The 25,623-nt window shown below is 63.9% G+C and carries 23 protein-coding genes; 13 read left to right on the top strand and 10 right to left on the bottom strand.

Annotated features, from left to right (window positions below):
• Positions 1 to 26 precede the first annotated feature (26 nt).
• Positions 27 to 455 carry a DUF4952 domain-containing protein gene (locus PQT43_RS17290; protein ID WP_110594394.1) on the top strand — a complete coding sequence of 143 codons (429 nt, stop codon included), beginning with the start codon at positions 27 to 29 and terminating at the stop codon, positions 453 to 455.
• A gap of 252 nt (positions 456 to 707) precedes the next feature.
• On the opposite strand, the gene PQT43_RS17285 is transcribed toward PQT43_RS17290, so the two are convergent.
• From PQT43_RS17285 to PQT43_RS17265, 5 genes are all read right to left on the bottom strand, one after another.
• Positions 708 to 1,868 (bottom strand): gamma-butyrobetaine dioxygenase, encoded by a 1,161-nt coding sequence (locus PQT43_RS17285; RefSeq protein WP_115581119.1) that lies wholly within the window; start codon positions 1,866 to 1,868, stop codon positions 708 to 710.
• Between the two features lie 25 nt (positions 1,869 to 1,893).
• The gene (locus PQT43_RS17280; RefSeq protein WP_110652404.1) at positions 1,894 to 2,370 is read right to left on the bottom strand and encodes a thioesterase family protein; all 477 of its coding nucleotides are present in this window, start codon (positions 2,368 to 2,370) and stop codon (positions 1,894 to 1,896) included.
• A gap of 109 nt (positions 2,371 to 2,479) precedes the next feature.
• The gene (locus PQT43_RS17275; protein ID WP_267269038.1) at positions 2,480 to 3,445 is read right to left on the bottom strand and encodes an L-carnitine dehydrogenase; all 966 of its coding nucleotides are present in this window, start codon (positions 3,443 to 3,445) and stop codon (positions 2,480 to 2,482) included.
• Between the two features lie 157 nt (positions 3,446 to 3,602).
• Positions 3,603 to 4,490: a 3-keto-5-aminohexanoate cleavage protein gene (locus PQT43_RS17270; RefSeq protein ID WP_253084013.1), complete on the bottom strand. Its 888-nt coding sequence runs from the start codon at positions 4,488 to 4,490 to the stop codon at positions 3,603 to 3,605.
• 88 nt (positions 4,491 to 4,578) lie between these two features.
• Positions 4,579 to 5,523: a choline ABC transporter substrate-binding protein gene (locus PQT43_RS17265; protein ID WP_102881109.1), complete on the bottom strand. Its 945-nt coding sequence runs from the start codon at positions 5,521 to 5,523 to the stop codon at positions 4,579 to 4,581.
• Positions 5,524 to 5,717: 194 nt separating this feature from the next.
• On the opposite strand from PQT43_RS17265, the gene PQT43_RS17260 reads away from it, so the two are divergent.
• The gene (locus PQT43_RS17260; RefSeq protein WP_272754352.1) at positions 5,718 to 6,677 is read left to right on the top strand and encodes a GlxA family transcriptional regulator; all 960 of its coding nucleotides are present in this window, start codon (positions 5,718 to 5,720) and stop codon (positions 6,675 to 6,677) included.
• A gap of 68 nt (positions 6,678 to 6,745) precedes the next feature.
• Positions 6,746 to 7,921, top strand: a complete 1,176-nt coding sequence (locus tag PQT43_RS17255) for an AAA family ATPase (RefSeq protein ID WP_267269037.1) — start codon at positions 6,746 to 6,748, stop codon at positions 7,919 to 7,921.
• A 92-nt stretch (positions 7,922 to 8,013) separates the two neighbouring features.
• Here PQT43_RS17255 and PQT43_RS17250 read toward each other — a convergent pair whose 3' ends face one another.
• The 4 genes from PQT43_RS17250 to PQT43_RS17235 all read right to left on the bottom strand — a co-directional run bounded on the left by PQT43_RS17250 (position 8,014) and on the right by PQT43_RS17235 (position 10,040).
• Entirely contained in the window at positions 8,014 to 8,430 is a 417-nt protein-coding gene (locus PQT43_RS17250) for a DUF3010 family protein (RefSeq protein WP_102881106.1), read from the bottom strand.
• A gap of 34 nt (positions 8,431 to 8,464) precedes the next feature.
• Complete coding sequence (locus PQT43_RS17245) at positions 8,465 to 8,788, bottom strand: helix-turn-helix domain-containing protein (RefSeq protein WP_102881105.1); 324 nt, start codon at positions 8,786 to 8,788, stop codon at positions 8,465 to 8,467.
• The gene (locus PQT43_RS17240; RefSeq protein ID WP_102881104.1) at positions 8,772 to 9,026 is read right to left on the bottom strand and encodes a type II toxin-antitoxin system RelE family toxin; all 255 of its coding nucleotides are present in this window, start codon (positions 9,024 to 9,026) and stop codon (positions 8,772 to 8,774) included. Before PQT43_RS17240 ends, PQT43_RS17245 begins: the two co-directional genes overlap by 17 nt.
• A gap of 99 nt (positions 9,027 to 9,125) precedes the next feature.
• Entirely contained in the window at positions 9,126 to 10,040 is a 915-nt protein-coding gene (locus PQT43_RS17235) for a LysR family transcriptional regulator (RefSeq protein ID WP_102862004.1), read from the bottom strand.
• 181 nt (positions 10,041 to 10,221) lie between these two features.
• Here PQT43_RS17235 and PQT43_RS17230 point away from each other — a divergent pair, with 181 nt between their 5' ends.
• The 3 genes from PQT43_RS17230 to PQT43_RS17220 are packed head-to-tail and all read left to right on the top strand — an operon-like array spanning position 10,222 to position 12,475.
• Positions 10,222 to 11,559 carry a nucleobase:cation symporter-2 family protein gene (locus PQT43_RS17230; RefSeq protein WP_102881102.1) on the top strand — a complete coding sequence of 446 codons (1,338 nt, stop codon included), beginning with the start codon at positions 10,222 to 10,224 and terminating at the stop codon, positions 11,557 to 11,559.
• A 59-nt stretch (positions 11,560 to 11,618) separates the two neighbouring features.
• Positions 11,619 to 12,128: a nucleoside deaminase gene (locus PQT43_RS17225; protein WP_110652398.1), complete on the top strand. Its 510-nt coding sequence runs from the start codon at positions 11,619 to 11,621 to the stop codon at positions 12,126 to 12,128.
• Between the two features lie 8 nt (positions 12,129 to 12,136).
• On the top strand, positions 12,137 to 12,475 hold the full coding sequence (locus PQT43_RS17220; RefSeq protein WP_185021127.1) for a hydroxyisourate hydrolase: 339 nt from the start codon (positions 12,137 to 12,139) through the stop codon (positions 12,473 to 12,475).
• A 107-nt stretch (positions 12,476 to 12,582) separates the two neighbouring features.
• Here PQT43_RS17220 and PQT43_RS17215 read toward each other — a convergent pair whose 3' ends face one another.
• Positions 12,583 to 12,984, bottom strand: coding sequence for a lysozyme inhibitor LprI family protein (locus PQT43_RS17215; protein ID WP_110594409.1), 402 nt, complete (start codon positions 12,982 to 12,984; stop codon positions 12,583 to 12,585).
• 236 nt (positions 12,985 to 13,220) lie between these two features.
• On the opposite strand from PQT43_RS17215, the gene PQT43_RS17210 reads away from it, so the two are divergent.
• The 7 genes from PQT43_RS17210 to PQT43_RS17180 all read left to right on the top strand — a co-directional run bounded on the left by PQT43_RS17210 (position 13,221) and on the right by PQT43_RS17180 (position 25,587).
• Complete coding sequence (locus PQT43_RS17210; protein WP_102861999.1) at positions 13,221 to 14,198, top strand: dipeptidase; 978 nt, start codon at positions 13,221 to 13,223, stop codon at positions 14,196 to 14,198.
• Positions 14,199 to 14,359: 161 nt separating this feature from the next.
• Positions 14,360 to 14,890 carry a 4-vinyl reductase gene (locus PQT43_RS17205; protein WP_102881098.1) on the top strand — a complete coding sequence of 177 codons (531 nt, stop codon included), beginning with the start codon at positions 14,360 to 14,362 and terminating at the stop codon, positions 14,888 to 14,890.
• A 15-nt stretch (positions 14,891 to 14,905) separates the two neighbouring features.
• Entirely contained in the window at positions 14,906 to 16,966 is a 2,061-nt protein-coding gene (gene dgcA / locus PQT43_RS17200; protein WP_102881097.1) for a dimethylglycine demethylation protein DgcA, read from the top strand.
• Between the two features lie 147 nt (positions 16,967 to 17,113).
• A complete protein-coding gene (dgcB, locus tag PQT43_RS17195) occupies positions 17,114 to 19,063 on the top strand; it encodes a dimethylglycine demethylation protein DgcB (RefSeq protein ID WP_110594414.1) in 1,950 nt (649 codons plus the stop codon).
• On the top strand, positions 19,063 to 20,283 hold the full coding sequence (gene etfA / locus PQT43_RS17190; RefSeq protein ID WP_213665188.1) for an electron transfer flavoprotein subunit alpha: 1,221 nt from the start codon (positions 19,063 to 19,065) through the stop codon (positions 20,281 to 20,283). The genes dgcB and etfA overlap by 1 nt, the downstream gene beginning before the upstream one ends.
• A gap of 9 nt (positions 20,284 to 20,292) precedes the next feature.
• Positions 20,293 to 21,063 carry an electron transfer flavoprotein subunit beta gene (gene etfB, locus PQT43_RS17185; protein ID WP_267269035.1) on the top strand — a complete coding sequence of 257 codons (771 nt, stop codon included), beginning with the start codon at positions 20,293 to 20,295 and terminating at the stop codon, positions 21,061 to 21,063.
• 1,071 nt (positions 21,064 to 22,134) lie between these two features.
• Positions 22,135 to 25,587: an alpha/beta fold hydrolase gene (locus tag PQT43_RS17180; protein WP_272754351.1), complete on the top strand. Its 3,453-nt coding sequence runs from the start codon at positions 22,135 to 22,137 to the stop codon at positions 25,585 to 25,587.
• Positions 25,588 to 25,623: the final 36 nt, after the last annotated feature.

Here is a 25,623-nt window from a genome sequence, read left to right as displayed (position 1 = left end):
GGCAGAAATATAGGGAGCTGTAGTGGATGAAAGTGATGTTCAACCTGGGTTTGGCCTGTTTGTTGTGGCTGGTTTGCAGCGCGGCTGCGGCAGCCACCGAGTGTGGCGATTTTTTGCGGGCCATGACCGATCCGCCGAAATCCCTGGAGTTTTTTCACTGTGAGTCGCAGCCCGAGGATCAGGGCGCACCGCTGACCGCGAGGTATCGGGTCAAAGGTCAGGATGCCCATCAGGTAGAGCGCTATCTGCAGCGGGAACTGGGGCTGCAGGAGGGGCTCAAGTTTGTCTGCTGTGGCTGGGAAACGAAGGGGTTCATTTCCTATAGGGATAAGAAGACCGGGCGTCATTATCAGATCGGCATGGGCTCTGAAGAGACGCCCTACAACCAGCGCCGGGATTGGCACAAGATCGGCTATTTCTACGTGACGGTGGTGTTCTATACCGAGGACATCTGAACCCCTGCAATGACCCTATTGCCTACGGGCAGGTCGTTTTCGGCTAACTCGCGAGCAGGCAGAGTGGGCAGACTGCAACCAGCTCGCGCCGTGTTGGTTTGGTCACCTTCTCACCGCAGCTCCTCAGCAGTAGTCCCTGCCTCGATCCTGTCACGGCTTGATCGGGGCTTTTTTTTGCCTGTGGAGGTTTTGCCGGCAAGCTTCGCTGGCCAGCCGGCTCCTGCGGGGAGCCGGTGGCCGGTGGGATGGGGATCAGCGCTGCAGGACCAGGATCCTGGAGAGCAGCTCGTCGCGGTCGATGTAGCAACCCTGGAAATGCCGGGCGCCGCTGGACGGGTCGAAGGCGTTGCGGGCATGCAGGGTGCGGCGGTTGTCGAAGCACCAGAGTTGTCCCGGGTCGAGGCGGCGGATGACCCGGAACCGCGTCTCTCGGGTCATGGCGATAAATCGACGGTAAGCGTGGTACAGCCGGGGCATCTGCTCCACCGAGGTGTCGAAAGGCCCCCGCAGGAAGTTGGCCATGCGGATCTCCGCCACCCGGCCCAGGGCATCCAGGGCAATGATCGGCGCCAGGCAGCGGTAGTCGCTGTGGCGGTCCTTGTTGCGAAATTCCACGGGTGTTTCACACAGCGTCAGGAAGGCCTCGGGGTCTTCACGGCGCAAGGCATCGGCGATGGCGAAGCCGTCGACGAAGATACTTTCACCGCCCACGGCGTCATTGACCAGGCAATGCAGGAACTGCAGTCCCGGTTGCAGCTCGCGGGTGGGCAGGTCGCTGTGCAGCGGCAGGTTGAAAGCGGTGTAGGCGTTGCTGTCGGCATCGGCCTTGGATTGCACGTTGAACAGCACGCCGAAGTTGCTCTCGCGGATAAACGAGATGCGTCGGGCGATCAGGGCCAGCGAACCGGGTTCCGTGGGGGCGCCCCGGACCTGGGTCAGGCCGGTGTCGCGCAGGGCCAGCAGCCATTGCAGCAGAGCCGCAGGATCGTCCATCAGGGCCTGATACTCGAATACCGGTAGTTGCAGGCTGCTGTCCCACAACTGGCTGTGCGCCTTGTGGGCGCGGCGCTCCTCGCGGGATTGCTCGTCATAGGCATGGGCCCGCAGCCAGCCGGGATCGAAGCGGCTACGGTGGCCGTCCGACCATTCGAGGCACAGGCAGCCCTGGCTGTCGATGTGCGCCCCGTGGCAGCCGAGGTCCTCGGCCACATCGACGATTTCCAGCACCTGTTCACGGGTCACGCTGTAGACGCATTCCGGGCAGGGGCAGTTGTCCCGCAGCCATTGATGGTGAAAGGGGCTGAGGCGGCCATCGGCCCAGTGCACCTGGACCCGGTCCGGCAGTACCTGGACGGCGCTCAACGGGCTGATCAGCGGATAACGGCGATAGTCGGCAAGGGCGGCGATGTTCACGGCGATCTCCTTTTCGGGCTGGTTGTCATTTTTCCGTTGGCAGGCCAATCACCCGGCCGATGTAGGTGGGACGCGGCAGCTCGGCCTGCTCGGCCGCCATGGTTTGCAGGCGCTGCAACACCGCTTCGTCGAACGGCGCGGAGCGGGGGCCGGCGAGGTCGACGTGGAGCAGCATCTGTTCGTTGCCGGCCAGCTCCTGGGGATCACCGACCTTGTGCAGGCTGTGATACAGGTGCAGGCGCTTGCGGTCGTGGCCGATGATCCGGGTATGGACTTCGACCTCGGTGTCGAGCTTCACCTCGTGCAGGTAGTTCAGGTGCAGTTCCAGGGTGAACAGTGAGTGGCCGCTGGCGTCGCGGTTGTCGCTGTCGAGCCCCAGGCGATCCATCAGTGCATCGGTGGCATAGCTGAAGATCAGCAGGTAGAAGGCATCACGCAGGTGGCCGTTGTAGTCGACCCAGTCTTTGATGATGCGGGTGCTGTAGGTGGTCAGGGCAGGCATAGGATCACCGGATAACGGTAGGAGCCGGCTTGCCGGCGCAGGCGTCCGTTGGGTTTGCGCCTGGCTTGAGGGCCTATTCGCTGGCAAGCCAGCTCCTACAGGGGTTGGGTTAGTCGTGAAAGTGCATGCCGTGCTTGGCCTTGGTGGTTTTCACCGCCTCCAGCACCGCCAGCAGGCAGTCATCACGATAGCGCTCCAGGGCCGAAATGCTGTGGCTGCCCAGTTGCTCGGCGGTGCCCTCGACCACGTCATCGATCAGTTTGTCGGTCAGCTCCGGGGCCGGCAGGTAGGTCCAGGGCAGTTGCAGCGCCGGGCCGAACTGGGCCATGAAGTGACGCATGCCGGCGTCGCCTCCGGCCAGGGTGTAGGTGAGGAAGGTGCCCATGAACGACCAGCGCAGGCCGGCGCCAAAGCGGATCGCGTCGTCGATTTCCCCGGTGGTCGCCACCCCGTCATTGACCAGGTGCAAGGCTTCGCGCCACAGGGCTTCGAGCAGGCGGTCGGCAATGAAGCCCGGCACTTCCTTGCGCACATGCAGTGGCCGCATCCCCAAGGATTCATAGACCTGTATCGCCGCCTGTATCGCCTCGGGTGCGGTGTGCTGGCCGCCCACCACTTCCACCAGCGGCAGCAGGTACACGGGGTTGAACGGGTGGCCCACCACGCAGCGTTGCGGGTGGGTCGAGCCTTCGTAGAATTCGCTGGGCAGCAGGCCCGAGGTGCTGGAGCCGATCAGGGCGTCGGGCTTGGCCGCGGCGCTGATCTTGCGGTGCAGTTCCAGCTTGAGCTCCAGGCGCTCGGGAGCGCTTTCCTGGATGAAGTCGGCGTCTTTCACACACTCTTCGATGGTGCTGACAAAGCGCAGGCGCTGTGGCGAGGCGCCGGGGGCCAGGCCCTGTTGTTCCAGGGCGCCCCAGGCGTTGGCGACCCGCTGGCGCAGGGCAGCTTCAGCGCCCGGCGCCGGGTCCCAGGCCACCACGTCCAGGCCGTGGGCCAGGGCGCGGGCCACCCAGCCACTGCCGATCACGCCGCTGCCCAGAGCGGCGAAGGTTTTGATGTTGGTGATAAAAGTCATCGCGTCTTCCTGAAAAAAGAGTCTGTAGGCGCTGGCTTGCCAGCGAAGCGCTTGGCGGCTTTGCGCGCACCTGCGTCGGCAAGCTGGCTGCTATGGGGTCTGATGTGACGGCCTCTTCGCGAGCAAGCTCGCTCCTACACAGAGAGGTGGATTGGGGTCAGCCGCGTTGCTTGAGGCCCATTTTCTGGCGGCCCTCGGCCGGGGTCAGGACCCGGGCCCCGAGGCGGCTGAGGATCTCCGTGGCCCGCTCCACCAGTTGGCCGTTGGTGGCGAGCACGCCGCGATCCAGCCACAGGTTGTCTTCCAGGCCGACCCGCACGTTGCCCCCAAGCAGCACCGCTTGCGCGGCCATGGGCATCTGCATGCGCCCGATACCGAAGCCGGCCCAGACCGCATCCGCCGGCAGGTTGTCGACCATGGCCTTCATGGTGGTGGTGTCCGCCGGGGCGCCCCAGGGAATGCCCAGGCACAGTTGGAACAGCGGGTTGTCCAGCAGGCCTTCCTTGATCATCTGCTTGGCGAACCACAGGTGCCCGGTGTCGAAGATCTCCAGCTCGGCTTTCACCCCCAGCTCCTGGATGCGCCTGGCACCGGCCCGCAGTTGGGCCGGGGTGGACACGTAGATGGTGTCGCCATCGCCGAAGTTGAGGGTGCCGCAGTCCAGGGTGCAGATCTCCGGCAGCAGTTCCTCGACATGGGCCAGGCGGGTCAGCGGCCCGACCAGATCGGTGTTGGGCCCGAACTCCATGGGATGCTCGCCGGCGCCGATCTCCAGGTCGCCGCCCATGCCGGCGGTGAGGTTGACGATGATGTCGACGTCGGCCTCGCGAATGCGCTCCATGACTTCGCGGTACAGCGCGACATCACGGCTGAACTTGCCGCTCGCAGGGTCCCGGACGTGGCAGTGGACCACCGTGGCGCCGGCCTTGGCGGCTTCGACCGCGGCGGCGGCTATCTGCTTCGGGGTGACCGGCACATGGGGGCTCTTGGCGGTCGTGTCGCCAGCACCGGTGAGTGCGCAGGTGATGATGACGTCGTGGTTCATGGTGCGGTTCCTTACAGGCGTGTTTGCTGGGGGCATGAGGTGGCCATGCGCAGCCCGGTGCGGGCTGCGGGGCGGTAGTGGCGGTTGCTTACTTGCTGGTCAGTTGCAGGTGTTCGGCGGCCGGCTTGCCATCGAAGGTGGTCACCCCTTCCAGCCAGCGCTGCTGGTCCTGCGGGTGGTCCTTGAGCCACTGCCGGGCGGACTCCAGGGCGTCCTTGTGCTCCAGCAGCGGCTGCATCATCCGGCTCTCGTCCTCGGCGCTGAAGGTCAGGTTGGTCAGCAGCCGGTGCACGTTCGGGCACTGCTCGGCATAGTTCGGCGCGGTGACGGTCCAGACCGTGGCCTGGCCCTCGTTCGGGCCCAGGGCGTCCTGGCTGCCACTGAGGTAGGTCATCTTGAAGTTGACGTTCATCGGGTGCGGCGCCCAGCCGAAGAACACGATGGCTTCATTGCGTTTCACCGCCCGGGCCACCGCCGACAACATGCCGGCCTCGCTGGACTCCACCAGCTGGAACTTGCCCAGGCCGAACTGGTTCTTGGCGATCATGTCCTTGATCTGGGTATTGGCTCCCGAGCCGGGCTCGATGCCGTAGATCTTGCCCCCCAGCTCCTTCTGGAACCTGGCGATGTCGGCGAAGGTCTTCAGGCCCTTGTCGGCCAGGTAGGAGGGGACGGCCAGGGTAGCGCGGGCGTCCTTGAGGCTGGGCTCGGCCAGGACCTTGACCTGGTTGGCGTCGACGAACGGGGTGATGGTCTGGGTCATCAGCGGGTTCCAGTAGCCGAGGAACAGGTCCAGGCGCTGGTCGCGGATGCCGGCGAAGATGATCTGCTGCGAGGCGCTGGTCTGCTTGGTCTTGTAGCCGAGGCCGTCGAGCAGGACCTGGGTCATGGCGCTGGTGGCGATCACGTCGGTCCAGTTGACCACGCCCAGGCGTACGTTCTGGCAACTGGGGGCGTCGGCGGCCATGGCTCCCGACGTCAGAAAAACGCTACCACTAAGCGCAAGCACACAGCGGCTGATCAGTCGTTTCATGTGGGTTCCCTCGGCAGGTTGTTATTGTCGATCCCGGCGTCTTGGTGCGTCGGTGAGCTCAAGGTACGCAGGCGTCGCCGGCGGTAAACGCACAGCGGCGACCGACTCTTGCACTGCAGCGACCTGGCCTCTTGTGGCAGGGGGGCATTTGGCGTATCACAGGGCCCACGCTGGCCGTCACCGGAGTGCGTTGCATGTCCCAGGACTTCTACTTCCTGCTGATGCCGGGGTTCTCCGCCATCGGTTTCATTTCCGCCATCGAGCCACTGCGGGTGGCCAACCGTTTTCGTGGCGAGCTGTATCGCTGGCATGTGCTCAGCGCCGACGGCGGCGCGGTGCTGGCCAGCAACGGCATGTCGGTCAATGTTGACGCGGCCCTGGAGCCGCTGAAGAAGGGCGCAACCTTGTGGGTGGTGGCCGGCTTCGAGCCGTTGAAGTGCCTGAGTCCCGCCCTGGAACACTGGTTGCGACGCCTGGACCTGGAGGGCGTGACCCTCGGCGGTATCGACACCGGCAGCGTGATTCTCGCGGAATCCGGGCTGCTGGAGGGGCACCGGGTGACCCTGCACTGGGAAGCCATCGAGGCCTTCAAGGAGTCTTATCCACAGTTGAGCGTGACCCAGGAGTTGTTCGAGATCGATCGTCGGCGCATCACCTGTGCCGGTGGCACCGCGTCCATCGACATGATGCTCGACCTGATCGCCCAGGCCCACGGCCCGCGACTGGCGATCCAGGTCAGCGAACAGTTCGTGCTCGGGCGCATCCGCCCGCGCAAGGATCACCAGCGCATGGAAGTCGCCAGCCGCTACGGCATCAGCAACAAGAAACTGGTGCAGGTGATCGGCGAGATGGAGCAGCACAGCGAGCCGCCCCTGAGCACCCTGGCCCTGGCGGAATCGATCAAGGTCACCCGGCGTCAGCTGGAGCGGCTGTTCCGCCTGCACTTGAACGACACCCCGAGCAACTTCTATCTGGGCCTGCGCCTGGAGAAGGCCCGGCAACTGCTGCGCCAGACCGACATGAGCGTGCTGGAGGTGAGCATCGCCTGCGGGTTTGAGTCGCCGTCCTACTTCACCCGCAGTTACCGCGCGCGTTTTGTGCACTGTCCCCGTGAAGACCGACGCCTGCTGGGGAGCGGCCAGGAGTCGGTTTGACAGGGGTTTATAGTCAATTATACTCGCGGCTATAAATTATAGCCCTGGAAATAATTGAGTATAAAACCATGTCGAAAAACACCGGTTTCGTGTTTCGTCGTCCTGCTCTGGCGCTCAATATTGCCGATGGCCTGGTGGGTTCGGGGATTCAGGATTACAGCTCGGGGCTGTTCCTGGCGGCGCCGCGGCGCACCGGGAAAAGTACCTTCCTGCGCGAGGACCTGCTGCCCGAATGCCAGAGCCGTGGCTGGCTGGCGGTTTATGTCGACCTCTGGGCCAATCGCGAAAAAGACCCCGCCGAGCTGATCGCCGCGGCCATTGCCGGGGCGCTGGTGCCTTTCGAGAAAGGCATTCGCAAACTGGCCAAGTCCCTCGGGGTGGAGAAGCTCAGCTTTCTGCGCACCCTGTCCTGGGATTTCAGCAAGTCCCAGTTGCCCGAAGGCGCGACCCTGACCCAGGCCCTGGAATTGCTCCACAGCGCCGCGGGCAAGACGGTGGTCCTGATAATCGACGAGGCCCAGCATGCCTTGAGCTCGGAGGCCGGGTTGAATGCCATGTTCGCGCTCAAGGCGGCCCGGGATCAGCTCAATCAGGGGCGGGACATGGATACCAGCGGCCTGCGCCTGGTGTTCACCGGGTCCAATCGCGACAAGCTGGCCCATCTGGTGCTCAACCGTAACCAGCCGTTCTTTGGTTCGAGCATCACCCCGTTCCCGCTGTTGGGACGGGATTTCACCAAGGCCTACACCGCCCATCTGAACGCTCATCTGGCGCCCACCAACCAGTTCAATGCCGATGATCTGGACCAGGCCTTCGAATGGGTTGGCCGGCGTCCGGAAATGCTCCGCAGCATCATTGGCCAGGTGGCCCTGGAGCTGGGGGAGGCGAGCCAGCTCAACGAGTTGTTGCGCAGCAGCGCCGAGATTCTCCGCGCCGGTGTCTGGAGCGAATTCGAAAGCGCCTGGAACGGTCTGACCCTGTCCCAGCGGGCGGTGCTGGAAGTGATGGTGGAGCGCTCGCGCAACAACCTGCCGTTCGCGCCCTTTACCGACGACACCCTGGCGGCGGTGGCCAAGGCGTTGCAGGCCATGGGCAGCGATACGCAACCGGGCACCCAGACGGTGCAAGCCTGTATCGATGCCCTGCGGGAAAAGGAGTTGGTGTGGAAGTCCAGCCGGGGCGCCTATGCCCTGGAAGACAATTCATTCGCCGACTGGCTGCAGCATTATCGGCGCCAAATGTAGCCGCTGCCGCAGGCTGCGAACGGCCCGCAGGGACGCGAGGATCTCAGGCGCGCTGGATGTTTGGCGTTAGACCGCTAAGCAGGGCCTCAGGATCATTTCTTCAGCAAGGCGGCGCAGGCGGTCTTGTAGGCTTCGTGCTGGTATTTGTTGAGGCTCGCCCCCAGCTCGAAGCTGTGCTTCTTGTGCTGGGCGTTGATGGTTTGCGGCGACAGCAGGGTCACTTCGCAATTATCCAGCAACTGAAACACGCCTTCGATCTTGAAGGTGGTAGGGCCGCCGGCAAATTCGCCTTTCTTGCTGCGTTTCTTGATGGCGATGCGGGTAATCCCGTGTTCGCGGACAAAGGCGTCGATCCGGGCGGCGAAGTCGCGAACGTTGCCCGCATCATCGTCGTCTTCCAGGGCGATCTTCTTGATGGCCAGCGCCTGGTGGTGCGGTGCGCCGTCTTGCAGGGAGGCGAGGGCGAAGATGGCTTCGCTGCCCTTGATCTCGATACCGCAGATGCTCATGAGTAACCCTTTCAATCGTTGAGTGGGGAGCAGCTTACAGCTCCAGCTGGTCGGCGCGTATACCGAAGACGGCGGCAATTTTTTCCCGGGTGCTCTTGCGGGGTCGGGCCACGCTCTCTTGTTGGGCGAAGGCCGGCTGAGAGATCCCCAGCCGCTTGGCAACCTCATCCTGGGTCAGGTGCAGGTGCTCGCGCCAGGCCCGGATCGGCGTGGCGCCATCGACCATGCGACTGACCACGCCATGGGGGATCAGATCAGGCTCATTCTGCTGCGCAACGTACTGCGCGTAGGGAATCACCACGAACGCAGGCTTGCCGTCCGGGCCGTGGATGATCTGGATGTCAGTAGGTGCGTTCATCACGTTTTTTGACCTCTTGAACACTGACGATATGGATAACCCCGTCCCAATCAAACAGCACGCGGTACTGGCCAACCCGCAGGCGATAGGCATAGGTGTGGCCGGACAGGGCTTTGACGTTGCCACTGGCGGGCATGTCGGCCAGCAGGGCGATCGCATCACGAACCTGGACCTGATGCTCGTGGTGCAGTCGCATCAACTGCTTGACCGCTTTTCGACTCCAGAGGATTTCGTTCATGGCGGACTATATAAGCATTTTATAAGGATTGCGAATCCTTGCTTATATTTACTGCCCGGCCAAGCTCAGAACCTTGTCCCTTTGTTGCCCGCGCCAGCGTTACCAGGTCGTGGACTGTCCGCGCCGATCCACTTCGTACACCTTGTGCCGCAGCAGGCGTTCCTTGAGCCAGCGTTCGGCCTTGCCCATCACCCGTTGCCGAGCCCAGAGCAGGTCCACGCCCACCAGCCAGTCGGTGTAGGGATAGGCCCCCAGTTGCAGCTCCACCAGCTCGCCCTTGGCCAGTTCACGCTGGATCAGTTGCCGGGGCAGGGTGGCCCAGCCCAGGCCGGCGCGGACCATTTCCAGCAGCGCCAGGTAGTTTTCCGCCTGCCACAGTTGGCTGCAGCGCAGGTACTCGCTGCTGGGCAGCTTGTCGGCGTGGGCGCTAAAGGCCAGGCGTCGATGCCCATGCAGGTCGTCGAAGGTCACGTTGTCCAGCCGGGCCAGGGGATGATCCGGGTGGCAGACGTGCAACATGATCAGCTTGCCCATCTGCTGGAACTCCAGCTCCTGGGGATAGCCCGGTTGCGAAAAGGCGATCCCCAGCACCGCATCGCCACGGGCCACCAGCTCACTGGCATCTCCGGACAGCGGATGACGGATCAGCAGGTCGACATAGGGGAAGGCCTGCTCGAACTCGCGCAAGACCGGCATCAGCGGGCCGTAAGGGGTTTCGATCACGATGGACAACTGCGGTTCCAGCGCCTCCGACAGGCAGTCGGCATTGGCCTGCAGGGTCAGGCAGCGCTCCAGTACCGCCTCGGCCTGCAGCAGCATCTTCTTTCCGCTGGCGGTCAGCACCGGGCTGCGGCTGCTACGGTCGAACAGCTCCACCCCCAGGTCGGCCTCCAGGTTGGCAATGGCCACGCTGACCGTGGACTGGGTCTTGCCCAGCTTGCGGGCAGCGGCCGAGAACGAGCCGGTTTGTGCGGCCTGAACGAACATCTGCAGTTGTTCCAGTGAAAAGCGCATCGCGTCTCCCGACCCCAGGACAGGCTTGTCCAATCCATCGTTAAAAACGATGGCTGCTCATTTGTTGCATCGTATTCAAGCACAGATCATGGGCGCCGACGTTCGTACATCCTGCCGGGGCATTGCCCCCGGATGCCTGCCAGAACAACAACAAGAGCTGCACTTTCAGGAGATCTGCGACATGAACATTCCCCGGGTTCACCCAGTGGACGAGGTCCTGCCCGTTCGCCAGTTGTTCACCTTCGGCCTGCAGCATGTGCTGGTGATGTATGCCGGTGCGGTGGCGGTGCCGTTGATTCTAGGCAATGCCCTGGGCTTGACTGCGGCCCAGGTGGTTTTACTGATCAACGCCAACCTGCTGACGTCCGGCGTTGCCACCCTGATCCAGACCCTGGGCTTCTGGCGCTTCGGCGCACGCTTGCCGTTGATCCAGGGCTGCTCCTTCATTGCCCTGGCGCCAATGATCATGATCGGCAAGCAGTTCGGCCTGGCCGAGGTGTTCGGCGCGGTAATCGCCGCCGGGGTCCTGACCATTGCCATGGCTCCGCTGTTCAGCCGTCTGCTGAGGTTCTTTCCACCGGTGGTGATCGGCAGTCTGATCACCATCATCGGCATTTCCCTGATGCCGGCGGCGGCCGTCTGGCTGGGGGGCGGCAACCCCGCCGCCGAGGATTTCGGCGCACCGGCCAACCTGTTGCTGGGGCTGGCCACCGTGGCGGTGACCCTGGTGATCTACGGCAAGTTCTCCGGCTTTATCGGCAACCTCAGTGTGCTGATCGGGCTGCTGGTGGGCAGCCTGATCGCTGCGGCCTGCGGCATGACCCACTTTGCCCAGGTGGGCGAAGCGGCCTGGTTCGAGCTGAGCCCGCCCATGGCCTTCGGGGTTCCGCAATTCTCCCTGATGCCGATCCTGATCATGACCCTGGCGATGCTGGTGATCATGGCCGAGACCACCGGCAACTGTCTGGCCATTGGCAAACTCACCGGCAAGCCGACCACCCAGCGCACCCTGGGGGACGCCTTTCGCGCCGACGGCCTGTCCACCCTGCTCGGCGGCCTGTTCAACAGCTTCCCCTACAACGCCTTTACCCAGAACACCGGACTGATCGCGCTCTCCAAGATCAAGAGCCGCTTCGTGGTGGCGGCAGCCGGCGCGATCATGGTGCTCATGGGGCTGTTTCCCAAGCTCGGGGCGCTGGTGGCTGCGGTGCCGACCCCGGTACTGGGGGGCTGCGCCATCGTCATGTTCGGCATGACCACCGTGGCCGGCATCCAGGAGCTGTCACGGGTGAGGTTCGAGGGCACTGGCAACGGCATCATCGTCGCCGTGTCGGTCAGTGTCGGCGTGCTACCGATGTCCTTTCCGGCGTTGTTCGCCCAGGCCCACGGCCCCCTCAAGCTGCTGCTGGAAAGCGGCATCTTCCTCGGCGCCCTCACCGCCATCGTGCTCAACCTGCTGCTCAATCCCCGCATGTCTGCGGCCCAAGAACTGGCCGCCCAGGCCGGGCTTGGTGACTGAAGACGGCTATCAGGCCCGCTTTTTTCCGGCGGGCCCCTGTCCATGAAAAGGAGGTCAAGATGACCCAGATTCTTTCCCCAATCCCTGTCGGCGTCAGCCAGCTGGACCTGCAACTGCTGCGCCAGAGCATTGAGCTGGCCGAAGAGGCCAAGGCCCGCGGTCGCCACCCGTTCGCCGCCCTGGTGGCGGACCGCAACGGCAAGATCATTGCCAGTGCCGGCAACAACTCCATGCCCCCCGAAGGCGACCCGACCCAGCACGCCGAACTCGCCGCTGCCGCCAAGGCCGCAAGGCTCCTGGGCCCCGAGGAGCTGGCCCAGTGCACCCTGTACACCAGCGCCGAGCCCTGCTGCATGTGCGCCGGGGCCATCTACTGGACCGGTATTGGCCGGGTGGTCTACGCCTTGTCCGAGCATGCCTTGCTGGCACTGACCGGCGATCACCCGGAAAACCCGACCTTTTCCCTGCCATGCCGTGAAGTCTTTGCCCGGGGGCAGCGGCAGATCCCGGTGCTGGGGCCGATGCTGGAACACGAAGCGGCCCAGGCTCATGTGGGGTTCTGGAAATGAACGGCGGAGTGTCCATCCATGTGGTGGATGTCGCCAGCGGCAAGGTGGCCGCAGGCATGCAGGTTCGGGTACGCCGCCTGGGCGAGGAGTGGCTCTGCGAAGGGCAGATTGCCGACAACGGCCTGCTGGCCCCGCTGAGCGAGCTGGCGGCCCGCTTCGACCGGGGCGTCTACGAGGTGGAGCTGGACGTGGCGGCGTTCTATCGAGCCCAGGGCCAGGCGTCACCGCAAGTGCCGTTTCTCGATGTGCTGGTGTATCGCTTCGGACTGGATGATCCGCGCCAGCACTACCATTTGCCGTTCAAGCTGACGGCCTGGGGTGTCTCGTGCTTTCGCGGCGGCGCCTGACTCCGTGACCTGCGTAGGAGCGAGCTTGCTCGCGAAGCTTTTCCCGCCGCGACATGGGGCGGGGTCGGGCATGTTTCGCGGGCAAGCCCGCTCCTACCGGTGACGGGTCATTCCTGGGCGATGGACTCGATGAACTCCGAGCGCTCGTCGCTCATCCGCGCCAGGCAATCATTGGTGGCGATGGTGTAGGCCTTGGTTCCGGGCTTGGCCGGGAAGGATTCCACCGCGCAGTCGGCATCGCGCTGCTTCTGCCACAGCTGCTGGGCGTTCTTGACCTTGGCGCTGATGTCGGCCAGTTGCGCCTTGTCGTTGCCGTACAGGGTGCCCAGGCGTTCCAGCAGGCTTTGCACGTTGTCGCTCAGCAACTGCTCGGCGGTGGTGCGGTTGTAGGTCGCGCATTCCAGGGTCTGCACGTCGTTTTCCACGCCGTCGCAGGGCGTGCTGTCGGCCTCTTCGGCCGCCTGTACGCCGGTGGCTATCAATATCAAGGCCAGGAAGATCGGTTTCATTGCAGCACTGCCCCTCATCCAGTGAAGCTTTCGTTGAAGCGGCGAATTCTGGCGCAAGCCCCAGGCAAAGAACAGAGGGCGCCATGCCCCCACATCCGGCCCTTTGTCGGGTCTTGACGCTTTCGGCAATTCCCCTGTCGTTTTTGCACCGGGGCGCCCCGGCCCTCAAGCATATGCTGACCCCAAAGCGCCGGCAGACGATTCGGCGCAGGAATCGCCAATAAGGGGACAGCCTGATGAGCCCAGCCGAATTACACGCCGACAGCATCGTTATCGACGGGCTGATCATTGCCAAGTGGAACCGCGAGCTGTTCGAGGACATGCGCAAGGGCGGCCTGACCGCAGCCAACTGCACGGTGTCGGTTTGGGAAGGGTTTCAGGCCACGGTCAACAACATTGCCGCCAGCCAGAAACTGATTCGCGAAAACAGCGACCTGGTGATGCCGGTGCGCACCACCGCGGACATCCGCAAGGCCAAGGAAGTGGGCAAGACCGGCATCCTCTTCGGCTTCCAGAATGCCCACGCTTTCGAAGACCAGATCGGCTACGTCGAGGTGTTCAAGCAGCTGGGCGTGGGCATTGTGCAGATGTGCTACAACACCCAGAACCTGGTGGGCACCGGCTGCTACGAGCGTGATGGCGGGCTCTCGGGGTTCGGCCGCGAGATCGTCGCCGAGATGAACCGCGTCGGGGTCATGTGCGACCTGTCCCACGTCGGCTCCAAGACCAGCGAGGAAGTGATCCTCGAATCCAAGAAACCGGTCTGCTACTCCCACTGCCTGCCGTCCGGGCTCAAGGAGCACCCGCGCAACAAGTCCGACGCCGAGTTGAAATTTATCGCCGACCACGGCGGCTTCGTCGGCGTGACCATGTTCGCGCCGTTCCTGGCCAAGGGCATCGATTCGACCATCGACGATTACGCCGAAGCCATCGAATACACCATGAACATTGTCGGTGAGGATTCCATCGGCATCGGCACCGACTTCACCCAGGGCCACGGCCAGGACTTCTTCGAATACCTGACCCACGACAAGGGCTACGCCCGGCGCCTGACCAACTTCGGCAAGATCATCAACCCCCTGGGCATCCGCACCGTGGGCGAGTTCCCCAACCTCACCGAGACCCTGCTCAAGCGCGGCCACAGCGAGCGCGTGGTGCGCAAGATCATGGGCGAGAACTGGGTCAGCGTCCTGAAGGACGTCTGGGGCGAATAAGGCCACCCCCCACAGCACATTCCTGTAGCCGCTGCCGCAGGCTGCGATCGGCTCCGAAGGAGACGCGCTCTTGCGGCCCTCGGAAGGCTCTTGGAGCCTTTTCGCAGCCTGCGGCAGCGGCTACAGACGTACTTATCCACAGAATTCCGGAGTTTTGAAACATGGCCAAAATCGCCCCGCAACTGCCTATCGAAGTCGACAGCGAAACCGGTGTCTGGACCTCCGACGCCCTGCCGATGCTCTACGTGCCACGGCATTTCTTCGTCAACAACCACATGGGCATCGAGGAAGTGTTGGGCGCCGATGCCTACGCCGAGATCCTCTACAAGGCCGGCTACAAGTCCGCCTGGCACTGGTGCGAAAAAGAAGCCGAATGCCACGGCCTGGAAGGCGTCGCGGTGTTCGAGCACTACATGAAGCGTCTGTCCCAGCGCGGCTGGGGCCTGTTCAAGATCCAGGACATCGACCTGGATAAAGGCACCGCCAGCGTCAAGCTCGAACACTCGGCGTTCGTCTACGTGTACGGCAAGGTCGGGCGCAAGGTCGACTACATGTTCACCGGCTGGTTCGCCGGTGCCATGGACCAGATCCTGGAAGCCCGTGGCAGCAAGATCCGCACCGTGGCAGAGCAGGTTTACGGTGGTTCCGAAGAAGGCCACGACGATGGCCTGTTCGTCGTCAAACCGTTGTAAGCGGAGTTAAGAAAAATGGCTTTCGAAGCGATGTTCCAGCCGATCCAGATCGGCAAACTGACCATCCGCAACCGTGTGCTGAGCACCGCCCACGCTGAGGTCTATGCCACCGACGGCGGCATGACGACTGAACGGTATGTGAAGTACTACGAAGAAAAGGCCAAGGGCGGCATCGGCCTGGCCATCTGCGGTGGTTCCTCGGTGGTGGCCATCGACAGCCCCCAGGAATGGTGGAGCTCGGTGAACCTGTCCACCGACCGCATCATCCCGCACTTCCAGAACCTGGCCGACGCCATGCACAAGCATGGCGCCAAGATCATGATCCAGATTACCCACATGGGCCGGCGCTCGCGTTGGGACGGCTTCAACTGGCCGACCCTGATGTCGCCGTCCGGGGTGCGTGAGCCGGTGCACCGCGCCACTTGCAAGACCATCGAGCCGGAAGAGATCTGGCGGGTGATCGGCAACTACGCCCAGGCTGCGCGTCGGGCCAAGGCCGGCGGCCTGGACGGCGTCGAGCTGTCGGCGGTGCACCAGCACATGATCGACCAGTTCTGGAGCCCGCGGGTCAACAAGCGCACCGACGAATGGGGCGGCACCTTCGAGAAACGCATGCGCTTCGGCCTGGAAGTACTCAAGGCGGTGCGCGCTGAAGTGGGCGACGACTTCTGTGTCGGCATGCGCCTGTGCGGCGACGAATTCCACCCGGACGGCCTGTCCCACGAGGACATGAAGCAGATCGCCAAGTATTACGACGACACCGGCATGCTGGACTTCATCGGCGTGGTCGGCTCGGGCTGCGACACCCACAACACCCTGGCCAACGTGATCCCCAACATGAGCTTCCCGCCGGAGCCGTTCCTGCACCTGGCGGCGGGCATCAAGGAAGTGGTCAAGGTCCCGGTGCTGCACGCACAGAACATCAAGGACCCGAACCAGGCCACGCGGATTCTCGAAGGCGGTTATGTCGACATGGTTGGCATGACCCGCGCCCACATGGCCGACCCGCACCTGATCGCCAAGATCAAGATGGGCCAGATCGACCAGATCAAGCAGTGCGTCGGCGCCAACTATTGCATCGACCGCCAGTACCAGGGCCTGGACGTGCTGTGCATCCAGAACGCTGCCACCTCCCGTGAATACATGGGCGTGCCGCACATCATCGAGAAGACCACCGGCATCAAGCGCAAGGTGGTGGTGGTCGGCGCCGGCCCTGCCGGTATGGAAGCCGCTCGCGTGGCGGCCGAACGTGGCCACGACGTGACCCTGTTCGAGAAAAAAGACGCCATTGGCGGGCAGATCACCACCGCCTCCAAGGCCCCGCAACGGGATCAGATCGCCGGCATTACCCGCTGGTATCAGCTGGAACTGGCGCGCTTGAAAGTCGACCTGCGCCTGGGCACCGCGGCGGACACCGCGACCATCCTCGACCTGCGCCCCGACGTGGTGGTGCTGGCCGTGGGCGGCCATCCGTTCATCGAGCAGAACGAGCACTGGGGCGCCGCCGAAGGGTTGGTGGTCAGCAGCTGGGACATCCTCGACGGCAAGGTGGCGCCGGGCAAGAACGTGCTGGTGTACGACACCATCTGCGAGTTCACCGGCATGTCGGTCACCGACTTCATCGCCGACAAGGGCTCGCAAGTGGAGATCGTCACCGACGACATCAAACCGGGCATCGCCGTGGGCGGCACCTCGTTCCCTACCTACTACCGCAGCCTGTACCCCAAGGAAGTGATCATGACCGGGGACCTGACCCTGGAGAAGGTCTACCGCGAGGGCGACAAGCTGGTGGCGGTGCTGGAGAACGAATACACCGGCGCCCGCGAAGAGCGGGTGGTGGACCAGGTGGTGGTGGAAAACGGCGTGCGTCCTGACGAAGAGCTCTACTACGGGCTCAAGGAAGGTTCGCGCAACAAGGGCCAGATGGACGTCGAGGCGCTGTTCGCGATCAAGCCGCAGCCGTGCCTGAGCGAGACGGGGGAGGGCTACCTGTTGTTCCGCATCGGCGACTGCGTATCCCAGCGCAACACCCATGCTGCGATCTACGACGCACTGCGCCTGTGCAAGGATTTCTAAGCCACCTGTAGCCGCTGCCGCAGGCTGCGATAAGGCCCGAAGGGCCTTCCGAGGCCCTCAAGAGCATCTGTCCTGTGACGCAGTGCCGCCCGGGCGCAGCCTGCGGCAGCGGCTACAACGACCGACCCGGTCTTTGGGAGCTCCACCATGTTGAACACCCTTCTTCCCATTCTGTTGTTCGCCGCCGTCGGCCTCGCGGTCCTCGGCGCGCTGCGGCGCGTGGCCATGTGGCGCCAGGGGCGAGCCTCCAAGGTCGATCTGATCGGCGGGCTACTGGCCATGCCCAAGCGCTACATGGTGGATCTGCACCATGTGGTGGCCCGGGACAAATACATGGCCAACACCCACGTGGCCACGGCGGGCGGCTTTGTCCTGGCGGCGGTGCTGGCGATCCTGGTGCATGGTTTTGGTCTGCATAACCGCATCCTCGGCTACGCCTTGCTGCTGGCCACCACGCTGATGTTCGTCGGCGCGCTGTTCGTCGCCAAGCGTCGGCGCAACCCACCGGCACGCCTGTCCAAGGGCCCGTGGATGCGCCTGCCGAAAAGCCTGCTGGCGTTCTCGGTGAGTTTCTTTGTGGTGACCTTGCCGGTGGCGGGCATCCTTCCCGAACACTTCGGTGGCTGGCTGCTGGCGACGATTTTGGCGGTCGGTGTGCTGTGGGGCGTGTCCGAGCTGTTCTTCGGCATGACCTGGGGCGGGCCGATGAAGCACGCCTTCGCTGGCGCCTTGCACCTGGCCTGGCACCGTCGCGCCGAGCGCTTTGGTGGTGGCCGTTCCACGGGCCTTAAGCCCCTGGACCTGGAAGACCCAAGCGCGCCTTTGGGGGTGGAAAAGCCCAAGGATTTCACCTGGAACCAGCTGCTGGGCTTCGACGCCTGCGTGCAGTGCGGCAAGTGCGAGGCGGCGTGCCCGGCCTTCGCCGCCGGCCAGCCGCTGAACCCGAAGAAGCTGATTCAGGACATGGTGGTCGGCCTGGCTGGTGGCACCGACGCGCAGTTCGCTGGTAGCCCTTACCCAGGAAAGCCCATCGGCGAACATGGCGGCCATCCGCACCAGCCCATCGTCAACGGCCTGGTGGACGCCGAGACCCTGTGGTCCTGCACCACCTGCCGGGCCTGCGTCGAGGAATGCCCGATGATGATCGAGCATGTTGATGCCATCGTCGACATGCGCCGCCACCTGACCCTGGAGAAGGGCGCGACGCCGAACAAGGGCGCCGAGGTCCTGGAAAACCTCATCGCCACCGACAACCCCGGCGGCTTCAACCCGGGCGGGCGGATGAACTGGGCGGCGGACCTGAACCTGTCCCTGCTTAGCGACAAGCAGAGTACCGATGTGCTGTTCTGGGTCGGCGACGGCGCCTTCGACATGCGCAACCAGCGCACCCTGCGCGCCTTCGTCAAAGTGCTGAAAGCGGCCAAGGTGGACTTCGCCGTGCTCGGCCTGGAAGAGCGCGACAGCGGCGACGTGGCCCGACGCCTGGGCGACGAGGCAACCTTCCAGCTGTTGGCCAAGCGCAATATCCAGACCCTGGCCAAGTACCGCTTCAAGCGCATCGTCACCTGCGATCCCCACAGTTTCCATGTGCTGAAAAACGAGTACGGCGCCTTCAACGGCCACTATCTGGTGCAGCACCACAGCACTTACCTGGCCGAACTGATCGGCGCCGGTGCGCTGAACCTGGGCCAGCACAAAGGCAGCAGCGTGACCTATCACGATCCTTGCTACCTGGGCCGCTACAACGGCGAGTACCAAGCCCCTCGGGACGTACTGCGGGCCCTGGGCATCGAGATCAAGGAAATGCAGCGCTCGGGCTTCCGTTCCCGTTGCTGCGGCGGTGGCGGCGGGGCGCCGATCACCGACATTCCGGGCAAGCAACGGATTCCCGACATGCGCATGGAAGACATCCGCGAGACTGGCGCCGAGCTGGTGGCCGTGGGTTGTCCACAGTGCACGGCCATGCTCGAAGGGGTGGTGGAGCCGCGGCCGATGATCAAGGACATCGCCGAACTGGTGGCCGATGCCTTGCTCGAAGACGCCGCCCCGGGCAAAGCGCCGGCGTCGGTGAAACCTGAACCTGCGGAGGTGCACTGATGAGCGACATTATCCGCCGCGATCCCCGGGCCGAATGGATTGCTCGCAACCGCTTGCACCCGCTGCACGCGGCCATGCAGCCGGCGCAACACAGCTGGATGGGACCCAATGGCCTGATCCGCAAGAATCCCCATGGCATCGGTTTTATCGGCCCCAACGGCCTCAAGCGCATCGACCGCAGTGGCGCCCAGCAGGGCGGCAGCGCCAAGCGCACGGCCGCGGCCGAGGTGCAGTTGCCGCTGCATCAAGTGGCGCAGCCGGCGTTCTACATCAGCGTGGTGCCGGACATGGTCGGCGGCCGCCTGAGCAGCCACGACCGCGACTTGCTGGGGCTGGCCCGCCAGTTGGCAGGCCAGGACGGCGCAGTGCTGGCGGTGGTGTTTGGTGAGCACAAGGAATCGGCCTTTGCCACGGCCGGCGTCGACCGCCTGCTGGTGCTGCAAGGCAGCGAGTTTGACGGTTATGCACCGGAACAACGGGTGCAGGGCCTGCGGGCTGTGGATAACCAGTTCGGCCCGCGTCACTGGCTGCTGCCCGACAGCCGCAGCGGTGGTGGCGAACTGGGCCGGCGTTTGGCCGCGGCCCTGGGCGAACGCCCGGCGACCCGGGTCTGGCAGGTCAAGGACGGGCAGTGCATCGGCCGTGCCGGTGCCGGGCTGCAGGACCTGGCGCGGCCAGCGCCACGCTTGATCCTGGCCGCCGCCGAATGCGCCGAGCCGGTCAGCGAAACCCGCCACGAAGCCTTGCCGGTGGAGTTATCCACAACGGTGGCCCGCAGTCTGGCGCGGATCGAGGATCTGGGCGCGGTGGCGGTGGACCCGGCGGCGATTCCCATGGCCGAGGCCGAATTCATCTTTTCCGGGGGCAACGGGGTCAAGGACTGGCCACTGTTTCACCAGACCGCCGCGGCCCTGGGTGCCACCGAAGGCGCCTCGCGGGTGGCGGTGGACGACGGCTTCATGGCCCGGGATCGGCAAGTGGGGGCCAGCGGCATCTGGGTCACCGCGCGGGTCTACGTGGCGGTGGGGATTTCCGGGGCGATCCAGCACCTGCAGGGCATCGGCGCCTGCGACAAGGTGGTGGCCATCAACCTCGACCCGGGCTGCGACATGATCAAACGCGCCGACTTGTCGGTGATTGGCGACAGCGCGGAAATTCTCAAGGCCTTGATCGCGGCGGTAGCGGCTTACCGCAACGATGCCAAGCGCGATGCGGCTTAAGGGGACGTTATGAACAGCACTGTGATCAGCCTGGTATCGATAGGCGCTCACCCGACCTCCGGCCGTCCACGGCGTGCCGAGCAAGACGCCCGTGCGGTGGAACTGGGCCTGCAACTGGCGGGGGACAAACTGCAGGTGCTGCATGCCGGCGACGTCGCCGAACCGGCCCTGCGTGCTTACCTGGGCATGGGCCTGGAACAGCTGCACGTGCTGGAACAGCCAGCGGGCGCTGATGCCCTGCCGATCCTGACCCAGTACCTGCGCGACGCGGGCGCTCAGATGGTACTCACCGGCAGCCAGGCAGAAACCGGCGAAGGCTCCGGCATGCTGCCGTTTTTGCTGGCGGAAAACCTCGGCTGGCCGCTGGTGGTGGGGCTGGCGCAAGTCGAATCCCTGGCCGATGGCGTGGCCCATGTCCTGCAAGCCTTGCCCCGTGGCCAGCGGCGGCGGCTCAAGGTGCGCCTGCCGTTTCTCGCCACTGTGGATAACGCCGCGCCGAAACCGCGTCAGAGCGCCTATGGCCCGGCGCGCCGTGGTCTGTTGCAGGCCGATCAGGTCGTGGTGGTGGAAGACGAGTTACTCACAGCCTTCAGCCTGCAACCGGCCAAACCGCGGCCCAAGCGCCTGAAAGTGATCAAGGCCAAGAGCGGCGCGGATCGCATGAAGGCCGCCACCGCCAAGGCCAGCGGCGGCACCGGCCAAGTGCTCAAGGGCGTGAGCCCCGAGGCCGGCGCCGAGGCCATTCTCAAGTTGCTCATCGAAGAAGGCGTGGTCCGCTGAGCTCAGGCTTATGCACAGCCCTCGGGCCGTGCACTCACCTCTGGGCACCGCCATTCGCTGGCAAGCCAGCTCCGACAAGAGTAGCGATGGGTTACTCACAATCCCTGTGTGCGTACCTGTGGATAAGGTGTTCGCGCCTTGCTCAAGCCCTTGTGGAACAAGCCCTGTAGCCGTCTGTTCGAATTTTGATCAGTCTAAGCTGGCGATTCTCATGGCTTTTTTTCCAGGGCAGGGAAGTAGCCGAAGAGACTTTTGCACAGCACTTGCCCCCAAAGTCTGTTGGCGCTTCTGTGGATAAGATGTTCGCTTAGCGCTGCAGGCCCCGTAGAACCTGAGCTTGAATGGTTTGATCAAAAAACATCCAAATACGCTGTTCAGGCTCGATTATTCGGGTAAAGCCTCGATATTTCGCGGCCTCCAGGGGTTTTCCACAGTTGCTGATGCTTCTGACCCCAGTTGCCCCCAAAGTCTGTTGGCCGTTCTGTGGATAAGGTGTTCGCCTTCCTCTACAGGCCTCTGAATACGTGCCTTTCAGAGCTTTGTTCAATAATTGATCAATTGCCGGCAAAACCGCTGTTTTCCCATAAGTCACGGATTTTCTTGGCATTGCCTGCTGAAATATCCCCAACCCTCGCTCATTTGCCCACAGTTGCTGTGGGCCAAGGTGTGGATAACATGTTCGCGGAAGGCTGCACCCCCTGTAATCCATAGCGTGTACGGCAATAGATCAAATTTCGTACAGTTCTAATGGCTTTCTTGACAGTGATAGGTGGCCTGTCTTCACTGATGCCACAAGGACTTAGCGGCAACTTATCCACATCCGGCTCAGGGAGTGCAGGCAATGGATTGTCGTTTATCGCAGGTTTATCCGACCGGGGCCCCCCTCCCTAGACGTACCCGTCGCCGTGCCGCCAACCAGCGCGCACGTCTGTAGCCCTGCCCTTCGTTTTGTCCCTTCACTGCTTGTGTTTCAGGCGCCAAGGCCTGCCTGTTCGGCTGCCTGCGCGCTGACGGATGCACCCATTAGAGGCGACCACAGAGTTGCCCCATCAGCCTGAGAGGAACCCCGCCATGACTCGGATCGCGACCCCCATCAGCGAGATCCAGGAACACTACGACGTTGTTGTCATCGGTTCCGGCTACGGAGGTGGCATCGCCGCTTCCCGATTGTCCCGGGCCGGTCGGCGTGTCTGCCTGCTGGAGCGAGGGCGGGAGATCCAGCCGGGCGAGTACCCCAACACCCTGGCCACCGCCACCGAAGAGCTGCAGGTGCATGACCCCGACGGCCACATCGGCTCACGCACCGGGCTCTTCGATCTGCACGTCAACGCCCAGCAGAACGTGGTGGTCGGTTGCGGCCTGGGAGGCACGTCGCTGATCAATGCCAACGTCGCCCTGGAGCCCGAACCCGGGGTCTTCGACGACCCGCGCTGGCCCCGGGCGGTGCGCGAGCATCGCGATACCCTGCTCAAGGAGGGATATGCCCGGGCCCGGGAGATGCTCAAGCCCAATCCCTATCCCGACTCGGCGCCGACCTTGCCCAAGCTCCAGGCCAACCAGAAGTCCGCGGAGTTTCTCAAGCAGGGTGCGCACTTCTACAAGCCGCCGATCAACGTGACCTTCGCCAAGCTGCCCAACAACCTCAACCATGTCGGAGTCGAGCAACTGCCGTGCAACCACTGTGGCGACTGTGTCTCGGGCTGTAACAACAAGGCCAAGAACACCACCTTGATGAATTACCTGCCGGACGCCAGCAATCATGGCGCCGAGATTTTCTGCCAGGCCGAAGTGCGCTACCTGGAGCGGGAGGGCGATGGCTGGATCGTGCATTTCCAATACCTGGACAGCGGTCGCGAGAAGTTCTCGGCGCCGACCCTGTTCGTCAAGGCCGACATCGTGGTGCTCAGTGCCGGCACCCTGGGTTCCACGGAAATTCTCCTGCGCTCCAGGGCCAAGGGCCTGTCCACCTCGGACCAGCTGGGTGAGCACATGAGCGGTAACGGCGACATCCTCGGGTTCGGCCATAACTGTGAGCAGACCATCAACGGCATCGGCTTCGGCACCCATTCGGCCAGTGAGCTCAAACCCGTGGGGCCGTGCATCACCTCCATCATCGACATGCGCACCGAAGGCGACTGGCGCAGCCGCATGGTCATCGAGGAGGGGTCGATTCCCGGTGCCCTGGGCCGGGCCATGGTGCCCAGCATGGCGCTGTTTGCCGCGACCCTGGGCAAGGCCACCGACAACAGCCTCAGCGCTCAGTTGGGCTACAAGGAGCGCGAGGCCGAAAGCTTTCTGCGGGGGCCTTATTACGGTGCGCTGCACAACATGCAGACCTACCTGATCATGAGCCATGACGATGGCCGCGGCCGCATGCTGCTGGACGCCAAGGATCAACTGCGCATCGACTGGCCGGGCGTTGGCCAGCAGCCCAACGTGATTCTTGGCAACGAGCGCCTGTACCAGAGCACCAAGGCGCTGGGCGGAGTCTGGGTGGAGAACCCGATCTGGACCAAGCTGCTCAAGCACAGCATCGTTTCGGTGCACCCGCTGGGCGGCTGCGTCATGGGCGAAGACGCCGCTCAGGGGGTGGTCAACCACAAGGGCCAGGTGTTTTGCGGCGCCAGCGGCACTGAGGTCTATCCCGGGCTGTATGTGGCGGACGGCGCGGTGATTCCCACCTCGCTGGCGGTCAATCCGTTGTTGACCATTTCGGCGGTCAGCGAGCGCAACATGCGCCTGCTGGCTGAGGATCGCGGCTGGAAGATTGACTACAGCCTGCCCTCGGCCCCGAGCAAGGCGGTGCCGGCGCCGACCCTGGGCGTGCAGTTCACCGAGACCATGAAGGGTTATTTTTCCACGGCCTTCACCCAGCCCCAGGGCACCGATCTGGCGCTCTATCAGGAGGCGGCCAAGCGCGGCGAGGCGCAGAACTCTCCCATCGAGTTCACCCTGACCATCACGGCCAACGACCTCAACCGGATGATCAAGGAGCCCGAGCACGCTGCCACCCTGGTGGGCACCCTGGAGGCTCCGGCGCTGTCGGCTCAGCCCCTGGTGGCCAGCCACGGGGTGTTCAACCTGTTCGAGGAGTTCCAGCAGCAGGTGGGCGTGCGCCACATGAACTACGACATGCGCCTGACCGCCGAGGACGGCAACCAGTACTACTTCAGTGCGTTCAAGACCGTGCCCGAGGATCACGGCGTGCTGAACATCTGGCCTGACACCAGCACCCTGTACGTGACCCTGTACCGCGGCCAGGACAAGAGCGGCCCGGTGCTGGGCTCTGGGGTGATGCACATCCTGCCGGCGGACTTCGCCAGGCAGATGACCACCATGAAGGTGCTCAATGCGCGCAACGAGCGTGAGCGCATCGAGGCCCTGGCGCGCTTCGGCAAGTTCTTCGCCGGGATTCTCTGGGAGAGCTACGGCGGCGTTTTCGCCGGAGACATCTACTTCAACCCCGACGCGCCGCCGCGGAACAAGCGGCCCCTGGATGCACCGGTGCCCACGGTGCAGTTCTTCGAGACCGAAGACCGGGTGCAGCTGCGCCTGACCCGCTACCAGGCCGGCAGCAAAGGCCCGGTGATGCTGGTGCACGGGCTTGGCGTGGGCTCCAACATCTTCTCCACCGACACCATCCAGACCAACCTGCTGGAGTACCTGTGCAAGCACGACTATGACGTCTGGCTCCTGGATTTCCGGGTCAGCATCCTGTTGCCGGCGAGCAAGCGGGAATGCAATGGCGACCAGATCGCGGCCTATGATTTCAAGGCCGCCATCGGCCAGATCAAGCAGGCGACCGGGGCCCGTGACGTGCAATGCGTGGTGCATTGCTACGGCGCCACGACCTTCTTCATGTCGCTGCTGGCGGGCCTGCAGGACGTGCGCTCGGTGGTCTGCTCGCAGATTGCCGCCGATACCGTGGTGGCCACCGCCACCGGGATCAAGGCCGGATTGCACCTGCCGGGCATGCTCGACGCCATCGGCATCAAGTCCCTGACGGCCTACGCCGACAGCAAGGAAAGCCTGTTCAACCGCCTCTACGACACGGCGCTCAACGGCTACGCGCGGATCGAGGCCCAGGGTTACTGCACCAATCCGGTGTGCCACCGCATCACCTTCATGTACGCCTCGCTGTACCGCCACGACACCCTCAACCAGACCCTGCACGACAACCTGCACGAGCTGTTCGGCGCCTCCAACATCGAGACCTTCGAGCATCTGGCACTGATCTGTCGCAAGGGGCACCTGGTGGACTTCAAGGGGCGTGACGTCTACATGCCGCATTTCGATCGGCTGAAGTTGCCCATCTGCTTTATCAGCGGCGCCGACAACCAGTGCTACCTGCCGCTAAGCACGCAGAAGACCTATGAACGCCTGTGCCAACTCCATGGCCCCGAGTTGTTCAGCCGCCACGTGGTGCCGGGTTACGGACACATCGACTGCATCTTCGGCAAGAACGCGGTGGTCGATGTGTACCCGCTGATGCTGGCGCACCTGGAAAAGACCGCCCGGGGCTGACCCAGGCCAGCCCGCGGCAAGATCGCCGCGGGCCCG

It is taken from the genome of Pseudomonas sp. BLCC-B112, from assembly GCF_028550695.1.
Taxonomy (GTDB): domain Bacteria; phylum Pseudomonadota; class Gammaproteobacteria; order Pseudomonadales; family Pseudomonadaceae; genus Aquipseudomonas; species Aquipseudomonas danubii.
The sequence above is the reverse complement of the archived record's forward strand: the minus strand, read 5'-3'. Positions and strand labels throughout refer to the sequence as shown.